General features: G+C 35.7%; 16 protein-coding genes and 1 pseudogene. 8 read left to right on the top strand and 9 right to left on the bottom strand.

Features of this window, described 5'->3' with window-relative positions:
• Positions 1-7: 7 nt before the first annotated feature.
• Positions 8-1,474, top strand: coding sequence for a cysteine--tRNA ligase (gene cysS / locus ACFRAE_RS13350; RefSeq protein WP_422797666.1), 1,467 nt, complete (start codon positions 8-10; stop codon positions 1,472-1,474).
• 22 nt (positions 1,475-1,496) lie between these two features.
• Positions 1,497-2,357 (top strand): YybH family protein, encoded by an 861-nt coding sequence (locus ACFRAE_RS13345; protein ID WP_422797665.1) that lies wholly within the window; start codon positions 1,497-1,499, stop codon positions 2,355-2,357.
• Between the two features lie 84 nt (positions 2,358-2,441).
• On the opposite strand, the gene ACFRAE_RS13340 is transcribed toward ACFRAE_RS13345, so the two are convergent.
• Entirely contained in the window at positions 2,442-3,812 is a 1,371-nt protein-coding gene (locus ACFRAE_RS13340; RefSeq protein ID WP_422797664.1) for a peptidylprolyl isomerase, read from the bottom strand.
• Positions 3,813-3,981: 169 nt separating this feature from the next.
• Between ACFRAE_RS13340 and ACFRAE_RS13335 the strand changes: the two genes are divergently transcribed.
• From ACFRAE_RS13335 to ACFRAE_RS13315, 5 genes and pseudogenes are all read left to right on the top strand, one after another.
• On the top strand, positions 3,982-5,082 hold the full coding sequence (locus ACFRAE_RS13335; protein WP_422797663.1) for a lactonase family protein: 1,101 nt from the start codon (positions 3,982-3,984) through the stop codon (positions 5,080-5,082).
• 220 nt (positions 5,083-5,302) lie between these two features.
• Positions 5,303-8,449: a SusC/RagA family TonB-linked outer membrane protein gene (locus ACFRAE_RS13330; protein ID WP_422797662.1), complete on the top strand. Its 3,147-nt coding sequence runs from the start codon at positions 5,303-5,305 to the stop codon at positions 8,447-8,449.
• Positions 8,450-8,473: 24 nt separating this feature from the next.
• On the top strand, positions 8,474-10,360 hold the full coding sequence (locus ACFRAE_RS13325; protein ID WP_422797661.1) for a RagB/SusD family nutrient uptake outer membrane protein: 1,887 nt from the start codon (positions 8,474-8,476) through the stop codon (positions 10,358-10,360).
• A gap of 11 nt (positions 10,361-10,371) precedes the next feature.
• Positions 10,372-11,592, top strand: a pseudogene (locus ACFRAE_RS13320) (DUF5000 domain-containing lipoprotein).
• Positions 11,582-12,268, top strand: a complete 687-nt coding sequence (locus tag ACFRAE_RS13315; RefSeq protein WP_422797660.1) for a DUF4998 domain-containing protein — start codon at positions 11,582-11,584, stop codon at positions 12,266-12,268. The pseudogene ACFRAE_RS13320 and the gene ACFRAE_RS13315 overlap by 11 nt, the downstream one beginning before the upstream one ends.
• Positions 12,269-12,335: 67 nt before the next feature.
• Here ACFRAE_RS13315 and mnhG read toward each other — a convergent pair whose 3' ends face one another.
• Genes mnhG through mbhE form a run of 7 tightly spaced genes read right to left on the bottom strand, consistent with a single transcriptional unit; the run spans position 12,336 to position 18,089 of the window.
• Positions 12,336-12,713, bottom strand: a complete 378-nt coding sequence (gene mnhG / locus ACFRAE_RS13310) for a monovalent cation/H(+) antiporter subunit G (protein WP_422797659.1) — start codon at positions 12,711-12,713, stop codon at positions 12,336-12,338.
• Positions 12,714-12,747: 34 nt separating this feature from the next.
• Complete coding sequence (locus tag ACFRAE_RS13305; protein WP_422797658.1) at positions 12,748-13,020, bottom strand: monovalent cation/H+ antiporter complex subunit F; 273 nt, start codon at positions 13,018-13,020, stop codon at positions 12,748-12,750.
• Complete coding sequence (locus ACFRAE_RS13300) at positions 13,017-13,493, bottom strand: Na+/H+ antiporter subunit E (protein WP_422797657.1); 477 nt, start codon at positions 13,491-13,493, stop codon at positions 13,017-13,019. Before ACFRAE_RS13300 ends, ACFRAE_RS13305 begins: the two co-directional genes overlap by 4 nt.
• Positions 13,490-15,007: a proton-conducting transporter membrane subunit gene (locus ACFRAE_RS13295; protein WP_422797656.1), complete on the bottom strand. Its 1,518-nt coding sequence runs from the start codon at positions 15,005-15,007 to the stop codon at positions 13,490-13,492. Before ACFRAE_RS13295 ends, ACFRAE_RS13300 begins: the two co-directional genes overlap by 4 nt.
• Positions 15,004-15,360 carry a Na+/H+ antiporter subunit C gene (locus ACFRAE_RS13290; RefSeq protein WP_422797655.1) on the bottom strand — a complete coding sequence of 119 codons (357 nt, stop codon included), beginning with the start codon at positions 15,358-15,360 and terminating at the stop codon, positions 15,004-15,006. The genes ACFRAE_RS13295 and ACFRAE_RS13290 overlap by 4 nt, the downstream gene beginning before the upstream one ends.
• 1 nt (position 15,361) lies before the next feature.
• Entirely contained in the window at positions 15,362-15,775 is a 414-nt protein-coding gene (locus ACFRAE_RS13285) for a Na+/H+ antiporter subunit B (RefSeq protein WP_422797654.1), read from the bottom strand.
• Positions 15,776-15,779: 4 nt separating this feature from the next.
• The gene (gene mbhE, locus ACFRAE_RS13280) at positions 15,780-18,089 is read right to left on the bottom strand and encodes a hydrogen gas-evolving membrane-bound hydrogenase subunit E (protein WP_422797653.1); all 2,310 of its coding nucleotides are present in this window, start codon (positions 18,087-18,089) and stop codon (positions 15,780-15,782) included.
• 144 nt (positions 18,090-18,233) lie between these two features.
• Here mbhE and ACFRAE_RS13275 point away from each other — a divergent pair, with 144 nt between their 5' ends.
• Complete coding sequence (locus ACFRAE_RS13275) at positions 18,234-19,316, top strand: metallophosphoesterase (RefSeq protein WP_422797652.1); 1,083 nt, start codon at positions 18,234-18,236, stop codon at positions 19,314-19,316.
• A gap of 56 nt (positions 19,317-19,372) precedes the next feature.
• Here ACFRAE_RS13275 and ACFRAE_RS13270 read toward each other — a convergent pair whose 3' ends face one another.
• A complete protein-coding gene (locus ACFRAE_RS13270) occupies positions 19,373-20,674 on the bottom strand; it encodes a serine hydrolase domain-containing protein (protein ID WP_422797651.1) in 1,302 nt (433 codons plus the stop codon).
• Positions 20,675-21,063 lie beyond the last annotated feature (389 nt).

The raw sequence follows: 21,063 nt of genomic DNA, 5'->3' as shown, positions 1-21,063 counted from the left end.
ACCACGTATGGAGCATAATTTAATAGTTTACAATACCCTCACTCGTAAAAAAGAAAAATTTGAACCTATTCATCCCAATTTAGTTGGGATGTATGTTTGTGGACCCACCGTTTATAGTGATGTTCATTTGGGAAATTGTAGAACATTTGTATCTTTTGATTTAATCTTTCGATACCTGATTCACTTAGGTTTTAAAGTGAGGTATGTGCGAAATATTACAGATGCTGGTCATCTTGAAGGAGATAATGATGAAGGTGACGATAAATTTGCAAAAAAGGCCAAACTTGAACAATTGGAGCCTATGGAAATTGTACAGAAGTATACCATTGGTTTTCACGATGTCTTAAGATTGTTTAACACTTTGCCTCCAAGTATAGAGCCTACGGCAACAGGACATATTTCGGAACAAATCGAAATGGTGCAAGCGATCATTAAGAATGGCTATGCTTACGAGGTAAATGGCACCGTATATTTTGATGTTGAAAAGTACGTCAAAGAATATAACTATACCATTTTAACCAATCGGAATTTAGAAGATTTGTTAACTAATACCAGAGAACTTGGTGGACAAGATGAGAAGCGCGGTCGGTTGGATTTTGCTTTATGGATAAAGGCTAAACCTGAACACATTATGCGTTGGCCATCTCCTTGGGGAATTGGTTTTCCAGGATGGCACATCGAATGTTCTGCTATGAGTAAGAAATATTTAGGTGACCAATTTGATATTCATGGTGGAGGAATGGATCTTGCCGCTACACACCATACTAATGAAATTGCGCAATCTGAAGCTTGTAATCACAGCACACCAGCAAAATATTGGATGCATACCAATATGTTGACCGTTAATGGATCAAGAATGTCCAAGTCTGCAGGTAATGGATTTTTACCAGGGGAGCTTTTCACTGGAAACCATCCGCTATTGCAAAGAGGATATTCACCTATGGCTGTTCGATTTTTTATGCTTCAGGCGCATTACAGGAGTACATTGGATTTTTCAAATGAGGCGTTAGATGCTGCAGAGAAAGGATTCAAAAGATTGATGACTGCTATTGGTCTATTGGAAAAGATTCAAGTTTCGGAAAGTTCTAGTTTCGGAAATTTATCCGAAATTAAAGATAGATGCTATCAAGCAATGAATGACGACTTCAATAGCCCTGTATTAATTGCGGAGTTGTTTGAAGTGGTAAGAATCATTAATTCCCTATTTGATAATAAACTGACTATTACAGCATCTGATTTATCTGACCTAAAATCATTTATTCAATCTTTTGTATACGATATTTTAGGGCTTAAAGACGATCAATTAGCAGATTCAGATAATATGGATGATTTAATGCAAATAATCATTCAAATGCGCAATGACGCTAAGAAAAACAAAGATTTTGTAACATCCGATCGTATCCGAGAACAATTGAATGCTGTAGGTATTTTACTGAAGGATAGTAAAGATGGTACACTTTGGAATAAGATTTGATTAGGTAGGTAAAATTTAAAGAATGATCTATAAAAAAAGCTTAGTTTTTGTAACTACTACCTGTTTATCTATTGCATGTTTTGGTCAATTACCAGAAAAGGTAGGCGGACTACTTAATGTAGATAAAACTGCAGCTAATCTATCTAAATCTGAAAATCCCAGATCGGGATTGAAATATATGCTGGATAAGGAAAGTATATTTTATGTTCCTTCTCCTGTGAATGCTATAAATTACCTCGATAATAGACCCAATCTCCCAGATGTTTTAAATTGGGAACCGAACCTTGTATTAGTTTCTCGAAGTTTAGACTGGGGAGTTACCTCTGGTCCTTTGCAATTTCAAAAGGTGGGGGCTGTAAAAAGAAACGGCCAGTATTTGACTGTTTGGAGAAGGGATAAGAAAGGAAATTGGAAGATTCATTTGCGAGCTGAGGTAGAAAATCATGGCAAAAAGAAAAGTACTGGATTAGAGTATTATGAACCAGATAATAAACCGTTTTTAAAACATCGATCTGTTAAAAGACTAGAGCAGCGTGAAGAAGTGGTTTTTCAAACGGATGAATTATTTTCAAATATCTTAAAAGCGGATACTAAAACCGGATACTCTGAATTTCTAGCGGAAGATGCACGGTATTATTTTCCTTGGAAAGATGAAATTGTAGGAAAAGACAATGTGTTGGAGTTTTTGAAAAAGGAACGCATTGAAATTGATACAGACCCAACAGAAGTAGGTCGTGCATATAGTGGAGAATTCGCCTATACCTTAGGTACAGCTACTGTAGGAACTAAGGAAAAAGTATTAAAATTCAGTTATATTAGAGTTTGGCAATTAAAAGATGATTTTAATTGGAAGGTAATTCTAGAAATGATGTTTGAAAAATAAAAGATATTCATAAAAAAAAGGGCAGTAATTCATAATGATTACTGCCCTTTTTTGTTGCTATACTTAGCGTATTAAGAATACTTATTATTTAGCAGCAATATCTTGCGGTGCACTCCATATTTTTAATTCTTCACACGCATTGAAATCTTCATTGATATGTACGAAGGTGTTTTTAGTTTTCTTTTCAAACCACTCACTCATCAACCTTCTTGTTTTATCCTCTTGTGCGGCCTCTTGAATTTTTGAAAAATCTTGTTCTAAACTAGCTTCATGCGGAGGGATTCTTCTTTTCAGGTAATTGAATTTATAAGCAATTTTCCCAGTCCGTTGATCTTGAAATTGAAATGGTTTAGAGAACTCTCCTTCTTTAAGTGGGTCGATAGCAACAAACAATTCTTTATCTAACATTTCTACTGGAATAATCGTAGAACGTGATTGTGATTGCGGATTGTACACCATACCACCATTAAATTTGGTTTCTTTATTATCGGAATAGTAAGATGCTGCAGCACTAAAGGATATTTGACCTTTATTTACTCTTTCGTATATAGAATCTATTTTAGCCTTGGTACGCTCTAAACTTGCTACAGTAGGTTTAATTTCTACCAATACGTGTCTTACTTTCACTTCTTCTCCTCTACGTTCTAGGACTTGTAAAAAGTGAAAACCATATTCTGTTTCAAACACGGGAGAAAGCTCTCCTGGTTTTAATTTGAAAGCCATCGCTGAAAACTCTTTTACATAGTTCTCACGAGGTGCAAAATCATATTCCCCTCCATTTACTGCAGAACCTTTGTCATCCGAATAGAACGTTGCAACGGTACGGAAATCTGTCCCGTCTACCACTTGCTTACGATACATTTCAGCTTTTTCGCGGAAAACATTTTTTTCTTCTTTCGTCAATTCTGGGTTAATGACTATTTCGCCGATTTCTACTTCGGTATTGAAATATGGTAATGTATCTTGATTTAATGTCTCAAAATATTTTTTTACTTCCTGAGGAGTAATAGTCACTTTTTGGATAATGGTACTTTGCAATTTCTGTGCTTTCATTTGTTCGGCAACAATTGGACGCATTTCTTCTTTATATTGCAAAATAGATTTTTTCAAGAAATTCTCTACACGTTCTTGTCCACCTCCACGTTGAATCATTCCCCGCATCTTTGCATTTAAATCGTCATCAACTTCCGATTCGGTAACCTCCACAGAGTCAATTACTGCTTGTTGAGCCAATAATTTTGTCATAATCAATTGCTGTAACGCCATGCATTTGAATTGATCATTTGGAGTTCCTCCATTGATGAGGTATTGAGCGTATTGTGCTTCAATGTCAGATTGTAGAATTACGCCACTACCAACAGTAGCTACTACACGGTCAATTAGTTTAGTCTGTGCCGTAGCAGTAAACGCACTAATTAATAAGTAAAAAAGTATTATGCTTGAAACTTGTTTCATTCTTTTCGATTCGCTCTTAACTATTCAATATCAGCAAAATTATTAAATATTATGCCTTTTTTATACTTTTATGAATTAAATATTGAATTAATCTACCATTGCTTCATAAAGAGTTTGCTAAAATACCGATTCGCAATCAATATAAAGTCCTTTTAACCATATTTAACAGATGAAAACAAGAGCTATTTTATTCTTCTTATTATTCGCTACCATGGGTATATCCAAGGTTTATTCTCAAAAGATTCCTTTATATGTAGGAACGTATACGGCAGCTCAGGAAAGTAAAGGAATTTATGAACTCGAATTTGATTCGAAGACTGCTGATATTAAATACAAAAATGTTGTTGAAACTTTAAATCCTTCTTTCCTTGCGAGGAAAGGAAAGCTGATTTTAGCAGTGAATGAATTAGTAAATGGAAAACAAGCCCTAACATCCTTTCGGATTACGGAAAATGGATTTAAGTTATTGAATAGTTTACCGACGACAGGACAAGCACCATGTCATGTTATTATTGAGGAGAAAAATCAAAAGTATGCGGTAGTCTCTAATTATTTAGGAGGTGCCTTGGATTTATACGCTCTTAATGAGGACGGATCAATTAAAAGTTTGGATGATAGCGTTCACTTCAAAGGTTCAAGTGTAAATAAAGCTAGGCAAGAAGCCTCTCATGTGCATTCGGCTTTTCAAGGGCCAGATCAGCGTGTTTATGTTTCTGATTTAGGTACAGATAAAATCCATGTGCTGGAAATTGTTGAAAATGGCCATGCTTTTAAATTTGTTGAAAAGGAAATTATTCAGACACCTAAAGGTGCTGGACCTAGACATCTTACTTTTCATCCCAATGGAAAGTGGCTTTATGCATTGATGGAATTAACCGGAGATTTAGTGATGTATAAACAGGAAAATGGATCTTGGAAAGAACAGCAAGTCATCAGCATGAATGGTCCTTCATTTACTGGGAACAATGGCGCAGCAGATGTTAAAATAACTACTAATGGCAAACAGGTGTATGCAACTAACCGTGGCGAAGCAAATACCATTACTTTATTTAAAGTGCTGAAAAATGGAGAGTTACAACGTGATCAAGTGGTTTCCGTATTGGGTAACGGACCTCGGAATTTTAATTTTTCACCCGATGAAAAATTTATTCTGGTTGGAAATCAAAACAGTAATGAAATCGTTGTGTTCCATAGGGATACAAAAAGTGGGCTACTAAAAGATTCTGGAAAAAGATTTTCAGTGTTTAAACCTGTGTGCCTAATTTTTTAGTTTTAGACTCTGGTACTTTATCGTTTTAACACTATTTTGTCTTCGGTTAATAATTTTATTTTAATTAATTATTAATAAAATAAGTATTTAAAATTATTTAAAAGTTATAATTACTAATTAATTTTTAGTTTGTAAACATTAAATTAGCAATAATTATTACTTCGTTGTAGTAATTGTTTAGCTAATTTATTTTTTATTAACTCTAAATTATTATTTAAGTATGCGCTTAATCAAGTTATTATTCCTAATGACTGGTTTTTTCTCTTTGCATTATTCCATCGCACAGGATCGTATTGTAAAGGGAAAAGTATTATCCAAAACCGACTCTTCACTTCTTATTAGTGCGACCATCAGTGTGCCAAAGACAAACTTGGCTACTTCTACAGATGCTAAAGGGGAATTCAGCATCAAAATCCCAGTTCAATTTAATTCCATTCAAGTTGCTATGGTAGGTTATGAAAATCTATCCTTGGATTTGAATGAGAACAATTATCTGGAAATATATCTAAAACTTAAAGATGAATTAATTGAAGGTGTAGTGATTACGGCTTTCAATACAAAGGTAAAAAAAACAGACTTAATCGGCTCTGTAACCACAGTAAACATCAAAGATTTAAAAGTACCATCCACTAACTTAACTACCGCCTTGGCAGGTCGAGTGGCGGGAATGATTGCCTATCAAACTTCGGGAGAGCCAGGTTATGACAATGCATCTTTTTTTATTCGAGGGGTAAGTTCATTTGGAACAGGAAAGGTAGATCCATTAATCTTGATTGATAACATGGAGGTCACCACGAATGATTTGGCTAGATTACAACCTCAAGATATTGAAAGTTTTTCCGTGTTGAAAGATGCTACTTCTACGGCAGTTTATGGAGCTAGGGGTGCAAATGGAGTTATCTTAGTTTCTACAAAATCTGGTAAAATTGGTAGAGCTAAGCTTTCTATTACTTCAGAAACGTCCATTTCAAGACCTACAAAAATAGTTGATGTGGCAGATCCAATCACCTTTATGCGGTACCACAATGAAGCCATACTAACCAGAAATCCTCAAGTTGCCCCATTGTATTCCGAGGACAAAATTAGAAATACCGAGGATCGTACTGATCCTATAATTTATCCTATGACAAATTGGATGGATATGATTTTGAAGAAACAAGCCTTAACTAATCGTAACAATATTAATATCAATGGAGGGAACAGCTTAACATCCTATTTTGTATCCGGAACATTTAACAAAGATAATGGCTTGTTCAAAACAGTAGGAACAAACAATTACAACTCGAATATCCGTTTTGATACTTATCAATTAAAAAGTAATATAAATATCAATCTCACCAACAGCACAGAATTGGTGGTTCGTTTAGGTGGAACTTTCGATGAATATACAGGACCTATACCTACTGGCAATACCGCTTATAGCTATGCGACAAAAGCCAATCCTATTCTTTTTCCTGCCTTTTATGATAATGTAAAAGGATTTGAATACGTCAAACATACCATGTTTGGAAACTTTGAAGACGATACTAATTATCTAAACCCTTATGCTGAAATTTCAAAGGGTTACCGAGAAAACTCCACTTCGACGATGTACGCTCAATTGGAGTTAAATCAAAAATTAGATCAATTTATTCCGGGCTTGCGATTTAGGGGAATGATCAACACCAATCGCTACTCGACTATGTCTGTGAGTCGTTCTACCAAACCTTATTATTATACTTCCACTGGAGTCAATGACCTATCAGGCTTACCTTCCCTTAAATTGTTGAATGAAACTACAGGATCAGAATTCTTGAACTTTGTGCCTGGGGAAAAGGATGTTCGCAACTCTATATATGCTGAAGCGACCATCTTTTATGATCGTGTTTTTGCGGATAAACATCAAATTACAGCCAACCTCTATAATAATATTAGGCATCAAATTACCACTTTAGGAGGTTCACAAGATAGAGCCCTTCAAGCTTCGTTACCTTTACGAAATATTGGATACGCAGGTAAATTTGGCTATGGATATGATAAACGTTATTTAGTAGAATTTAATTTTGGTTACAATGGTACAGAGCGTTTTGCATCGAAAAACCGTTTTGGATTTTTCCCTTCTATTGGAGCCGCCTGGTCTTTATCTAATGAAAAATTCTTCCCTTTCAAAGATTTCTTTAACAATTTACGATTCAGATATACTTATGGTTTCATTGGAAATGATCAGGTTGGAGCATCTGATGAGCGATTTTTTTACCTCTCGGATGTCAATCTATTCAACCAATCTAAAACAGTAGGCTTTGGTTCTAATTTGAATAATAGAATTGCGACAATAGCTATAAATCGATATGCCAATTTTGATATTACTTGGGAAACTTCCAGAAAAACCAATTTTGCTCTTGACTTTTCCATTTTAAATCAATTGGAATTTACAGGTGAATATTTTAGTGAACATCGTTCAAATATTCTGCAATCAAGAGCAGATATTCCGAATACCATGGGTTTAGGAGCTGTTACACAATACGCAAGTATTGGTGAAGCCTCTAATCGAGGAATCGACGGGAACTTGACTTGGAACCTAAGATTCAGAAATCATTTTACCATGAGGTTGATGGGTAATTTAACCTATTCCAGATCCAAGTATTTGAAATACGAACAAATTGATTATGGTTTGGATTATTTATTATACTCAGGGAAACCTATTAATACAATTTGGGGATACGTAGCAGATCATTTATTTGTTTCGGATGAGCAGGTTGCCAATTCTCCAAGGCAGCTCATAGGCGGAGCATTGAAGGCTGGAGATATTAAATACTTTGATATTAATAATGATGGAGTTATAAACCATAAAGATCAGGTACCTATGGGCTATCCTATGGTTCCGGAAGTTATTTACGGATTTGGCTTTTCTGCATCCTATAAGTTCATTGACTTTTCACTGTTCTTTCAAGGATCCGCTAGAAATTCTTTTATGATCAATTATACCACAGGTGGAGTACATCCATTTACTAAAGTTAAGTTAGACGGAGGAGTAGGAAATAATCAATTGTTAACCATGTTTGCAGACAATCATTGGTCAGAGCACAACCAAGATTTATATGCCTTAGCACCAAGGTTCTCGGAAAATCCTATCGAAAACAATGCGGCACCCAGTTCTTGGTGGTTAAGGAATGGAGACTTTTTACGATTAAAGCAATTGGAACTAGGGCTGTCTCTACCATCAAAATGGCTCAGCAAATACAAAATAACCAATTTAAGATTATATGCTACAGGAACCAATCTTTTTATTTGGAGTCAATTTAAAGATTGGGATGTGGAACAAAAGGGGAATGGTCTTAATTATCCTATTCAACAAGTAACCAACTTTGGACTTAATTTAAATTTCTAAATCATGAGAAAAATTGCTTTTTGTATGATAAGCATCTTTATAAGTGCTAGTCTGTCGTGTTCCAAATTCTTAGATATCGTCCCAGACAATGTTCCTGATTTAGAGATGGCTTTTAATCTAAGAAACACAGCAGAGCGTTTTTTGGCTACCTGTTATTCCTATTTACCAAGTACAGATGGAGCTCCTATAGATCAAGGAAGTTGGGCGAACAACGTTGATCCTACCTTTTACAACAGTTTAGAAGCGACTCACTCCAATTTTGAAGCTTCTTTTAATGTAACACAGATTGCTCTAGGAAATCAACGAACTGCTAGTCCTTTCGGATCCAAGTGGACAGCAAAAAATGTCTGGGAAGGCATCAGGCATTGCAATATTTTCATTGACAATATTATGGCTGTTCCAGATATGAAAGAGGCTGAAAAAAACAGTTGGAAGGCTGAGGTCATTGTATTGAGAGCTTATTACCATTATGTGCTATTCTTGCAAGTTGGACCTATACCTATCATTGATAAAAACTTGGCGCTAGGAGAGAAATCTGAATTATTGAAAGTAAAAAGGATGAAGGTCGATGATTGCATTTCATTTATGGTGAATTCTGTAGACGAAGCTGCAACATATTTGAATGATGTAAATACCGATTTAAGTACATTCGGTAGAATCACAAAACTAGCTGCTTTAGCATTTAAAGCTAAGTTATTAGTTTATGCTGCGAGCCCTTTTTATAATGGAAATACAGATTATGTTCATTTTAAGAATGAATATGCGGAAAATTTTTTTAATCAGCAGTATGATCCAAATAAGTGGAAATTAGCCGTAGACGCTTGTAAGGAAGCGATTGAGTTAGCCAATACACATGATGTAAAACTATTTAAATATCAATTGAACGATCTTCCACCACTTGCTCAATTAGTCTCCAAAGAGACGAAAATACATTTGAATATACGCGGTGCTTTGACAGAAAGATTTAATCCGGAAATATTATGGGCTAATATTCAGAGTGTCAATCATGGAATGCAATTTTCTAATTACGTTCCTAGATTTTATCCTAATGCATTTAGTTATGGCAATTTTTCAGTAAGTATAAATACAGCAGAAGAATTTTATACCAATAATGGAGTGCCTATAGAGGAAGATTTACATTGGGATTTTTCCAATCGTTTTGCCGTCACAACTACCTCAACAAATCCAACCGTATTTTTGATCCCCAATTATAAAACCTCCAAGTTGAATATAGATCGAGAAATAAGATTCTATGCCAATTTAGGTTTTGATGGAGGAACCTGGTATGGTCAGGGTGTTTACGATGAAAAAGCTCCTTTTCTCGTCATGGCGAAAAAAGGACAAGCTATGTTTTCCAACAATCCATACTATTTTAATTTGACAGGCTATTATGCCAAGAAATTAGTTCCATTTAAATACGAAATTCGATTTAATGGTACTACCACACCGGTGGAATTTCCTTTTCCGATTATTAGATTAACCGATCTTTATTTGCTATATGCTGAAGCATTAAATGAACTCTCAGGTCCTAGTCCTGAAGTGTTCAAATATCTTGATCCGATTCGGGAGCGAGCAGGTTTAAAATCGGTAGTAGAAAGCTGGGCTCAATTTTCCATTTTTCCAACCAAGCCCAGTACTCAACAGGGTTTACGTGAAATTATAAGAAAAGAAAGAAGAATTGAATTAAACTTAGAAGGTCAAAAATTCTGGGATTTTATCCGTTGGAAAATTGCTGATGTGGAGTTGAGTAAGCCACTTTTGCATTGGGATACCTCCCAAGAAAATGCAGATTATTATTACCGTGTAAAGTCATCTTATATAAGACAATTCACCCTCAGAGATTACCTATGGCCTATAGATGATGATGCCATGTTTACAAATAAAAACTTAATTCAAAATCCAGGTTGGTAAAAAAGACTCATATGAAAATTACATGTTATTATATATACAGCTGTTTGCGTTGGACCTTTATTTTGTTGTTCGCAATGGCTTGGTCAAAAGAACCTAAGTTTCAAGCTAAAAAAGGTGTACAGCCAAATAAAATAGATAAGATAACTTCGGAAGCACTACCCGGAAAGGTGAAGGTGATTATCAATACTGCTCAACCTGATGAGTATTTATATACCAGAATAGATTTTCAAATTAGGAAGGAGGTCATCAGGTCAGTTAAGCTGAGCAAATATGAGGATAATATACTATTAGAAGGTTTTGATTCTGAAGGCAAGCATTCCATTACTGTTACTCCAGTAAGTAAAGGGGAGGTTGAAGGTGATCAAACCATATTTGAAGTTGAAGTATTAACACCTTCATTCAAAGCTGTTAAGAATTCTTTAAAATCCATTTTTACATTCTCAGGTATTAAAGTCAACTTTTCCAATCCGGAATCTGATCCATTATCTATTAATATAGCATCCATCAAAAGAGATGAAAATAAGATTATTACCAAAATTCGAAAACAAATAAAAACAGAAAAAGGATCGGAGTATTTTTTAGGATTTCCACCGGTAGAAGACACCTTCTATATTTATGTAACAGATCGTTGGGGAAATATTTCCGATAGTTTGGTCATGACTGGAACACCTTGGAAAGAAATACAACTGGATAAAGCTCTTTTTCGTGAATTTATTATCCCAAACCAAGGGGATGAATTGAAGTATAACCATAATTATCCAATGGTTAAATTATGGGATGATTTAATAGGAGAAAGCGGTTTGTCATCTGGATTTTATTCGAAAACAGATGTGTTGAATGAAGTTAATAAAAAGGAAGCTCATTTTTCTATTAATATTGGTAAAAAGGCTAAACTTTCAAGGGTTAAATTATTCCATTACAATGGCCCCTCCAGCAATTACACTTTCCGATATTCTACACCTAAAACTTTCGCTTTATACGGCAGTAACTCACCGAGTAATAAAGAGAGTTTAGAGGATTGGACTCTAATTCAGGAATTCGTTTCTACTAAACCAGCAAACTTATAATCGGCAGAATTGACGGCTTATGCATCAATTAACGGTGAGGATTTTATTTTTGATGAAGTTCCACCTCCATACCAGTATTATCGATTTGCAATAAAATCGGTGTGGGAAGGTTGGACAGATTTTTTAATTGACGAATTAACTTTTTTTGGAATATATGAAGACTAAATTAAACCTATATTTCCTACTATCCATGATGAACCTATGGTTCATTTCATGTAGTAAACCTGATGAATTTTATAAAGATTTATTAGCTAACAGCGATAGAAACTATCCTGGAAAATTACAAAATATTGTTCCTTCAAATGGGTATTACCGTTTCAAATTAAATTATATTATACCTCCAAATAATTCAGCTGCAAAAATTGTTTTAGCTGGTGTTACTGATACCATCATTTTCGACATTCCGAATGAGAAGTCTGGGTTAAAGGATAGCTTATATGTAGATAAATTGAAAGAAACTAGCTATCGATTTTCTATTTATACCTTGAATAAAAAAGGAGAGTCTTCAATAAAGCAGAATATTCTGTTTAAAATATATGGTGATCGGTATAAATCTAGTCTTTCCACGTTGAATGTAAAATCTAAATTTACTGCAGTGGGTTCGTCAGATTTACGTTTGATTTTTTTTCCGGATAATGCGAATATATTAGTTACTTCGATGTTCCAATATACAGATGTTAATAATCAAGTTGTAGATTATAAAATCATGAATCCAAAAGACACGGTATTTCTGATAAATTATAAAACAGGTTCTGATATACATATGATCAATGGTTTTATACCCAATAAAGGGTCTATTGACACGATATTTACTCAAAAAAAGTTGTTAAAACTCCCATAAATAACTCATAAAAATAGCGCGCAAATTTTAATAATTGCGCGCTATTTTTATGAATTGCTATGTTGATTTAATCCGTCGCTTGATCCTTTAATTGTTTGCATTCTGCTTCAGGATCTTCATGCGCTTTTTTCGGGTCACTTTCTAGGCAGTGGGTTTCTTTATTATACATTCCTTTCAATTCATCGACAATTGTTCCTTTCCAAAGAGGTGTTCCTGTAAAATATGCAGCCTTTCCGATCATATGGGCGGCAATGGGCGCAGTTAGAAATAAGAAAAATATAATGGCGATAGACTTGGTGGTAACAGAAACATCATCGGGGAACATAATCGCTGCACAAATGAGCAATAGGCCAACACCTAAAGTAGACGCCTTGACTGTAACGGACAATCGTAAATAAAAATCGGGCATTCGCAATACGCCGATGGATGCAAAAAGGATAGACAATGCACCAATTGTGCTTAAAATTGCTAAAATAATATCAATCATCTTCTTGTTTTTCTATGTAATAAGAAAAGGCAATAGTCCCTAAAAAAGCTATTAGCGCCAATATGATCGCCACATCCAATAGCACTTCTTGTTCTTGTCGAATACTGTATACCGTAATAATTCCAATTCCTATGGTGATTATTAAATCCAGAGCAATTACTCGGTCCACCACTGAGGGGCCTTTAAACAGTCGTATAAACACCAATAAAACGGATATTGTTAATATTGGAAGAATTACGAAATCGAAATATGCTTCTAAACTCATCGTATTAATTCTAATAATTTTCGTTCCACGCCAGTTTTCAACGATCGAATAAATTGCTCTTCATCTTTCAAGTACATCACATGGATGTATATGGCTTTTTTATCATCCGAAATATCCAGAATTAACGTGCCTGGAGTAAGGGAAATAAAAGTAGATAACACATTGATTTCAAAATCTGTTTGCGCATTAACTGGATACCGTACGATGCCAGGTTTAAAGAAATACTTTGGCGTAATCACATCGTATGCTACTTGAATATTGGCGCGGATAAGTTCGTACAAAAAGAAAAAGAAAAAGCTGATAATTTTGGGAACCCGGTAAAAATAGCGTTGATCCACCTCATTACGATTCATGATCCACAATACAGCGAAGCCTAACAAATAACCAAATATGAAATTAGAATACAACAAGGAACCTTGTAGTGCCACCCAAATAAAGGAAAGCAATAGATTCATTAAAAAATACTTAATCATAGTAGGTTAGCTTTATCACCCAATACCGTACGGATATAGGGGCTAGTATCCAACAATTCATTTGATATTCGATCCACGACCTTTACAATACTTTCTGCTTGAATTCCGATATATAAAGTTACAAAAGCCAGTATGCATATAGGTATGATGAGTAACAGTTTTCTAAACAGGGGTAGGTTTTTATATTTATCTTCCAATTCAATACCTTCCGGCACATCCTTCCAGAAAACTTGCACCCACATTTTTGCAATCACATACATCGTTCCTAAACTACCTAAAATGATTGCAGTAATAAAGATAAAATGATGACCGACAAAAGCCTCCTGAATTAAATAAATTTTCGGCCAGAAGCCCGATAATGGAGGTACCCCGACAAGAGAAAATAAAACCAAGGCGATTATTAAGGAGATCAATGGATACTCCTTATACAAACCACCCACACGATGCATGTCCATAGTTCCTCGCACTTGCCTAATATAACCTGCTATTAAAAACATGTTTGTTTTTACGATGATATCATGGATGAGGTAAAATACCGTACCCATTAGGGCAATTTTGGTAAACATGGAAATACCACCAAGCATAAATCCAATATGGCAAACTATTAAATAAGAGAAAAGTCTTCGAATATTACTTTTAATTAATGCGCCGAATAATCCCGTTAGAATGGTGAGAACAGCTAAGACCATCAATAAGTTTCGGGTAAACTCGTCGGGAATAAAGATCAAGCTGAATACGCGAAGCATCGCATATATTCCTACTTTGGTCAATAAACCTCCGAATGTTGCCGCCACGGCAGAAGGAGGCGTATGGTAGGAGGAAGGCAACCAATAATACAGCGGAAATACTGCCGATTTAATTCCAAAACCTAATAGAAAAAATACGGAGGTAATACCTACTAAAGCCTTATTGTCAAAAGCTTTAATTTTTAATGCCAAATCTGCCATATTTAGCGTTCCGGTAATACCGTATAAAATTCCGATCCCGGTTAAGAAAAATGTAGAGGCTAAAATATTCATAGCCATATATTTTACAGCACCTTCCAATTGTGCTTTTCTGCCCCCGAGGGTCATTAATACAAAAGAAGAGATGATGATAACTTCAAACCAAACGTATAAATTAAAGATATCGCCTGTAAGAAAAGACCCATTTAAACCCATTAATAAGAAATGGAATATGGGGAAGTAGCCATACAACATCCGCTGCCGACTTAAACTCGCCGTAGAGAAGATAGATACGGCAAAGCCAGCAATAGACGTAAGCATGACCATGGTGGCACTGAGCAAATCAGCAACAAAGACAATCCCAAATGGAGCTTCCCAATTGGAAGCGTTTAGAAATAGAGTGCCGTCCTGGTAAACTGTGCTAAATAAGCGGATAGCAATGAGTAAGCCTATAAAAGAACCTCCAACGCTCAAAAAACGTTGAGTCACTGTTTTTCGCCAAGCAATTAATTGAATAATTGCTGTAAATAAATGTATAAAAACCGGAGCTAATATGTGGTTGTCAATCATAAATCTTCCTCCTCCGGTGTGTTTAAATCGTCCAAATCATCTGAATCTACAAGCGCATATACGCGTTTTAATAATACAATGGCAAAAGCGGTTAATGCAAAGCTGATGACAATAGCTGTCAAAATCAACGCTTGTGGTATGGGGTCTGCATAAATATCTTGAAACACATTGTGGTTAGCATCAATAATTGGTGGTTTTCCTTTAGTTATGCCTCCCAATAAGAAAATAAGAATATTGGTACCATTACCCAAGAGCATAATTCCCAATAATAACTTAACCATACTTCTTCTTAAGATGAGGTATACACCAGCGGCGTACAACAACCCTAAAACGGCTACTAATAATAATTCCATTTTAGTCTTTCGTTAGAGATATGGTAAACAATATGGTTAATACAACCCCAACCACCACACAATAAACCCCAATATCAAATAGTAAAGCTGTACCCACCATTCCTAAAAAAGCAATTTTTTCCTCAAGCCATAATCCAGTCATAGGTGGTAAGCCGAAAAAAGTAGGTAAGAATACACTAAATGCGGATATAGCCAAGCCGATGGGAATTAATGAAAGGGGTTTTCGTCTCAGAATTTTCATCGTAGCTTCTGCACCATTGGCAAAACTATGCAATACGAAGGCTATGGAAGCAACTAGTCCCCCCACAAATCCGCCTCCAGGGTAGTAATGGCCTCTCAATAATAAGAAAAACGAGAATAACAATAAAATTGGTAATAGATACCTCGTTGCCGTTTGTAAAATGATACTCCGCATATTTTTATTCCTTTTCGGAAGATTTTAATCTTAATTTCAATAAACTGTAAACACCTATGGCCGCTATACCCAGTACAACCGTTTCAAACATGGTGTCTATTCCTCTAAAATCCGCGATAATTAAATTCACGGCATTCTTACCTTTTGCCAATATGTAGGCATTCTCCCCATAAAAATCACTAGTTTCGGTAGTTATAGGTTCATGCAGCACTTTCAATGCGATGATGGAAAGGATGACTCCAAAACCAATAGCGACTACCATATCCCGATAGCGTTCCCTTGCCGAGGCGAGATTTAAGAATCCAGGAAGATTATAGAGCACCAATACAAATAATACCGTACTTAAAGTATCAATGGTAAACTGGGTCATCGCTAAATCAGGGGCACTGTAGAAAACATACATTAAACAGATACAATAGCCGATGACACTCATGGACACAACCGCAGTTAATCGAGAAGTTGTTGAAACTACAATTAACAAAGCCCCTAAAAGGATAACGACAACGGCTACCTCATAGATGGTCAGGGGAGTAAGTTTGTCAAAATTGATATAGATGGGGCCACTTTTCCATAATTTATAGATCAACAATCCTTCGGCAAAAATGATGATTTTGATTAAGTAAGATCGTAAAAATCCATTATGGAACAAGTTGGTGAACCAAGCAGATATGCGAAAGATTTGATGCCCAAAGCGATTGAATAGGCTTTGAGAAGAATAGTTGTTAAACTTTTCGATGTATAATACCTTGGTAGAACTGGGCTTATTCAAAACATAAAGCACTGTGCCAAGACCTAATGTGACAAGACTTAAAAGCAATACCGTATTCCAACCATGCCAAATTTTCAAATGCATATGTGTTTCACCTGCAAAAATACTATTCGCAGTTTGCAGACTAAATAATTCGCCTATTTGAGTAGGGAATAGGCCGAAGAGCAATCCTAAAACGGCTAATACTAAAGGCACAATCCACATAGAAGGGTAGGGCAGATGTAATTTGCTGAATTCTTGGGGAAGTTTTCCAGAAAAAGGTTTGATGCCTGCCATAAATCCAGCAGCAACTAAACAGGTATTGCATGCGACAGCCAAGCCCGTAAGAATCGTGCTGTATTGATTCGGCAACTGTAATGTCGCTTCATAGATTAAATCTTTGCCAATAAACCCAAAGGTCAATATTAATCCGGCACTGCTCAATGCGGCAAGCCATCCGGCAATGGCGACAGGTTTTAATACCTGTTGTAAACCGGATAATTTACTAATATCGCGGGTTCCTGTTTCGTGATCTATAATACCAGTTACTAAAAATAGTGTTGCCTTATATAAGGCATGCACTAAAATAAAAACACTGGCAGCGATCACTGCCTCGCGAGTTCCTAATCCTAAAAGAAAAACTAAGATTCCTAAAGCCGAAATCGTGCTATAGGCTAATATGGATTTAAGATCTAAGCGAAATAAGGATAAGATGGCCGCATAAATCATTGTAAAACCTCCAACAATGACTAATGGATAAGTCCAGTAGTCTGTTCCTCCAAGTATTGGAGAAAAGCGCGCCAATAAATAAATGCCTGCTTTTACCATGGTAGCAGAATGTAAATACGCCGAAACTGGCGTCGGGGCTTTCATTGCTCCTGGTAACCAGAAATGGAAAGGGAATTGCGCTGATTTGGTAAATGCTCCTAAAAAGAGCAAACCTAATACTAATGGATATAATTCGTGTGCGAGGATTTCGGTCCTACTATTGATTAATTCTGATATTTGATAGGTGCCAGCGATATTCCCAATGAGGATTAGACCCGCAAATAAAAATAAGCCGCCAGCACCAGTGATGGTGAGGGCCGTGATGGCACTCTTTCTAGAATCCTTGTTTTCATTATTAAAACCAATTAAGAAAAAGGAAGTAATACTTGTTAATTCCCAAAAGATAAACAACAATAATAAATTATCGGCTAAGACCAAGCCCATCATGGCCATCATGAATAGGAAGAGGTAGCCAAAAAAGCGATCGAAATAGGGATGCCCTTTTAAATAGGTGCGGGCATAAAAAAAGATCCCAGACCCTATCCCGGTGATTAATAAGATAAATAATAACGATAAGCCATCTAATTTCAAATCAAAGTTTACCCCTAGGGTAGGAACCCAAGCAATCATTTGGGTAAATACAGATCCTGAGGCAACTGAAGGAACAAAGCTTAAATAGTAAATAAATAAACATGTGGGAATAATTGGTAAAACCATACTCCATTTCGACTTGATCTTCTTTCCAAATGGAACTAAAATAAGTGCAGAGAGTAAAGCGACAAATATTGTAAATAGCATGATTATTAATTTGTAAATATTTGGGATTCGGCTAAATATAATAAAAAAATCGTTTTTAGCCCCGTTATTTTTGTGCAAAAACAAGGTTAATATTGGGTTTGGATTAGAATTTTGAGTAGATTTAAATCTCAATAACAAATATTTATGAATAAAAAACCTATCCTATTATTGACCTATCTTTTAGGGTTAATTTTTTTTGCTGCACCTTCCCTTGCGCAGCAAGCTTATGAAAAACCTAGTCTTTCAGATAAAAATTCTTGGTCTTTAGTTTTAGTGCCAGATCCACAGACTTATGTTAAGTTTGAAAGAAATGTAGGTATTATTAATTTAATGACTTCTTGGATTAAGGATAATTCCAACGCTCTAAATACACAATTTGTATTATGTACAGGCGATTTAGTGGAACAAAACGATTATTTAAATCCTGATGGTAAAGCGGCAGATCAAAATAGCAAACAACAATGGACCAACATAAGTTCTGCATTTCATCGACTGAATGGTACAGTACCTTATATATTAGCTACAGGCAATCACGACTATGGTCATGTAAGTGCTGAATACCGAGCGACTAACTATAACACTTATTTTTCTCCTGAACAGAATTCATTAAATGCTGCTGCTATTCGCGAGGTTGGGCCAAGCCTTAATGGAAATTCAACAACTACGAATGCTGTTTATGAATTTATTACACCCACCCAAAAGAAATTGTTGGTCATGGTTTTAGAATTTGCACCTCGTGATATTGTTTTAGATTGGGCAAAGAAGACGGTAGATCTACCTAAATATGCGCAACATGAGGTCATCTTATTAACACATACTTATATAGATGCGCAAAGTAAGCACATACCTCAAGAGGGATATCAATTAGAAAATCCTAATTGGGGAGCTTCTGTTTTTGAAAAACTAGTAAAACCTGCTAAAAATATCCGTTTAGTATTGTGTGGACATATTGCAGGTCCCGATGATTTCAATAAGCACATAGGTTTCCGTCAGGATAAAAATGCTGCTGGAAAAACAGTAACGCAAATGTTGTTTAATGCACAAGCCATGGGTGGCGGTTGGCATGGCAATGGTGGCGATGGTTGGTTAAGGTTTTTGGAGTTTTTACCAGATGGTAAAACAGTAAAAGTGAAAACCTTTTCTCCGCTATTTGCAATTTCACCAGCTACGCAACATTTAGCGTATAAAAAAGAGGCAAATCAAGAGTTTGAGTTTAAATTGGATTAGTCCTTATACATAGCTTAAAAAAGCCATACTCTAAGGAGTATGGCTTTTTAGTATCGCTATTTTAAAGCTTGGTACACTAAGGCTTTAAATTTATCGTGTATTTCTCCATGATTAAAGGGACTTTGTTGAATAAAAATTAAGCCAACAATCTTTTCTTTTGGATCAGCCCAATAATTGGTACCGAAATAGCCACCCCAAGATAAGGTGCCTTCCGTTAATCCCAATCTGGCTTGACCGTCCTTGCTGGTAATTTGAAAGCCTAAACCAAATTTATCTACACCCAAGGATAAATTTCCGATTTGGTTTTGAGCGATGATATCTACCGTTCTTCTCGCTAGAATTTGTTGTCCATTGAATTCTCCTTGATTAATGATCATTTGCAAAAAATTCGCATAATCGTATATCGTAGATACTAAACCTGCTCCACCAGCATATAATCCATTTCTATTGATGGGATAATCGATGGTTATACCTGGCGAATACTTATCCGTCCAGGGCACTATTTGACCTTTTTCGGCATCGTCTGCATATACTTGTACTAAACGATCCTGTTTTTCTTCCGGCAGGTCGAAATAAGTGTCTTTCATCCGAAGTGGTACAAACAATCGTTGATGTAGGAATTCAGACAGATTCTGTCCAGAGCATACCTCGATTAATCGACCTAAAACATCGATACCTAAACTATACGTAAATTTTTCACCAGGGTTATGAGTTAATGGTAGCCCACCTAGTGTATTGATCATGTTTTCTAATTTTTTTTTCTCTGGAGAAAATCCGGCTACAATTCCAGCTTTTTCATAAATCGCTTTCATGGCAGGACTTCCGATCTGTGCATAGTCGATGCCGGAGGTATGGGTCAATAAATCACGTATTGTTATTTCTCTGCTGGCAGGCTTTGTAGTATAGCTGCTGTCGCGCTCATTAAATTGATCAAGTACTTTAGGGTTTTTGAATGCTGGAATATAGTTGGATATCGGATCGTCTAACAGAAATTTACCTTCCTCAAACAACATCATGACACCTATACTTGTAATGGCTTTGGTTTGTGAGGCAATTCGGAAGATTGCATCTTCTTTCATTTTTGTTGATGGATTGCTCTTATCGACACCGAATGCTTTATAATAAGCAGGCTTTCCGTCATGAAGTATTAAGGCAACTCCACCTTTTATCCATTGTTGGTCTATATACTCTTGAAATAATTGGTCTATTCGTTGGAGTCGATCTACATTGAATCCTTGAATACTGACTACGTTTTTGTTTTTGGGTGTTTGATTTTCAGATTTTACGGGTTGTGCTAAAACATAACTGCTAAGAAAGAGAGGTAGGCATAAATAATAAATAAGTGAGAACCTTTTCATATGTATAAATTTTATAAGTTTTGATTGGTGTCGTTTGCCTTTCTAAATTACAATTAATTAAATTATTTTGAAATGAATTATTGGCAACGTAATGTCAATTTTTAAATATGCTTGTTAAGCAACTACTGGTTACTATAGGATAACTATTGGTTGTTCCACGTGCCACACTTGTGGAAATAGGATTAGGATAATGTATTGATCTAGTTGTTTGCTGATTTACGCATTGAGATAATTGATTCCTTGTTTCTTTTACGCTTTAAGTAAATACGGTCTACTTTTACTGCTTCTTTTCAACTTCTTCGGAAGACCTTTGGATCTTGTTCGCTGATTTTCGGTGAACATCCGAGTGATGTCCGACCAAGATCCGAAGGAGATCCATTGCTGTAATT

Origin of the sequence: Sphingobacterium sp. HJSM2_6, assembly GCF_049316305.1 — a bacterium.
Taxonomy (GTDB): domain Bacteria; phylum Bacteroidota; class Bacteroidia; order Sphingobacteriales; family Sphingobacteriaceae; genus Sphingobacterium.
This window is presented reverse-complemented; position numbering and strand designations above follow the sequence as displayed.

What these genes read in the sequence shown, in the direction of transcription:
- cysS (WP_422797666.1), top strand. Translation starts at nt 8, where the DNA reads ATGGAGCATAATTTAATAGTTTACAATACCCTCACTCGTAAAAAAGAA.
- ACFRAE_RS13345 (WP_422797665.1), top strand. Translation starts at nt 1,497, where the DNA reads ATGATCTATAAAAAAAGCTTAGTTTTTGTAACTACTACCTGTTTATCT.
- ACFRAE_RS13340 (WP_422797664.1), bottom strand. Translation starts at nt 3,812, where the DNA reads ATGAAACAAGTTTCAAGCATAATACTTTTTTACTTATTAATTAGTGCG.
- ACFRAE_RS13335 (WP_422797663.1), top strand. Translation starts at nt 3,982, where the DNA reads ATGAAAACAAGAGCTATTTTATTCTTCTTATTATTCGCTACCATGGGT.
- ACFRAE_RS13330 (WP_422797662.1), top strand. Translation starts at nt 5,303, where the DNA reads ATGCGCTTAATCAAGTTATTATTCCTAATGACTGGTTTTTTCTCTTTG.
- ACFRAE_RS13325 (WP_422797661.1), top strand. Translation starts at nt 8,474, where the DNA reads ATGATAAGCATCTTTATAAGTGCTAGTCTGTCGTGTTCCAAATTCTTA.
- ACFRAE_RS13315 (WP_422797660.1), top strand. Translation starts at nt 11,582, where the DNA reads ATGAAGACTAAATTAAACCTATATTTCCTACTATCCATGATGAACCTA.
- ACFRAE_RS13305 (WP_422797658.1), bottom strand. Translation starts at nt 13,020, where the DNA reads ATGAGTTTAGAAGCATATTTCGATTTCGTAATTCTTCCAATATTAACA.
- ACFRAE_RS13300 (WP_422797657.1), bottom strand. Translation starts at nt 13,493, where the DNA reads ATGATTAAGTATTTTTTAATGAATCTATTGCTTTCCTTTATTTGGGTG.
- ACFRAE_RS13295 (WP_422797656.1), bottom strand. Translation starts at nt 15,007, where the DNA reads ATGATTGACAACCACATATTAGCTCCGGTTTTTATACATTTATTTACA.
- ACFRAE_RS13290 (WP_422797655.1), bottom strand. Translation starts at nt 15,360, where the DNA reads ATGGAATTATTATTAGTAGCCGTTTTAGGGTTGTTGTACGCCGCTGGT.
- ACFRAE_RS13285 (WP_422797654.1), bottom strand. Translation starts at nt 15,775, where the DNA reads ATGCGGAGTATCATTTTACAAACGGCAACGAGGTATCTATTACCAATT.
- mbhE (WP_422797653.1), bottom strand. Translation starts at nt 18,089, where the DNA reads ATGCTATTTACAATATTTGTCGCTTTACTCTCTGCACTTATTTTAGTT.
- ACFRAE_RS13275 (WP_422797652.1), top strand. Translation starts at nt 18,234, where the DNA reads ATGAATAAAAAACCTATCCTATTATTGACCTATCTTTTAGGGTTAATT.
- ACFRAE_RS13270 (WP_422797651.1), bottom strand. Translation starts at nt 20,674, where the DNA reads ATGAAAAGGTTCTCACTTATTTATTATTTATGCCTACCTCTCTTTCTT.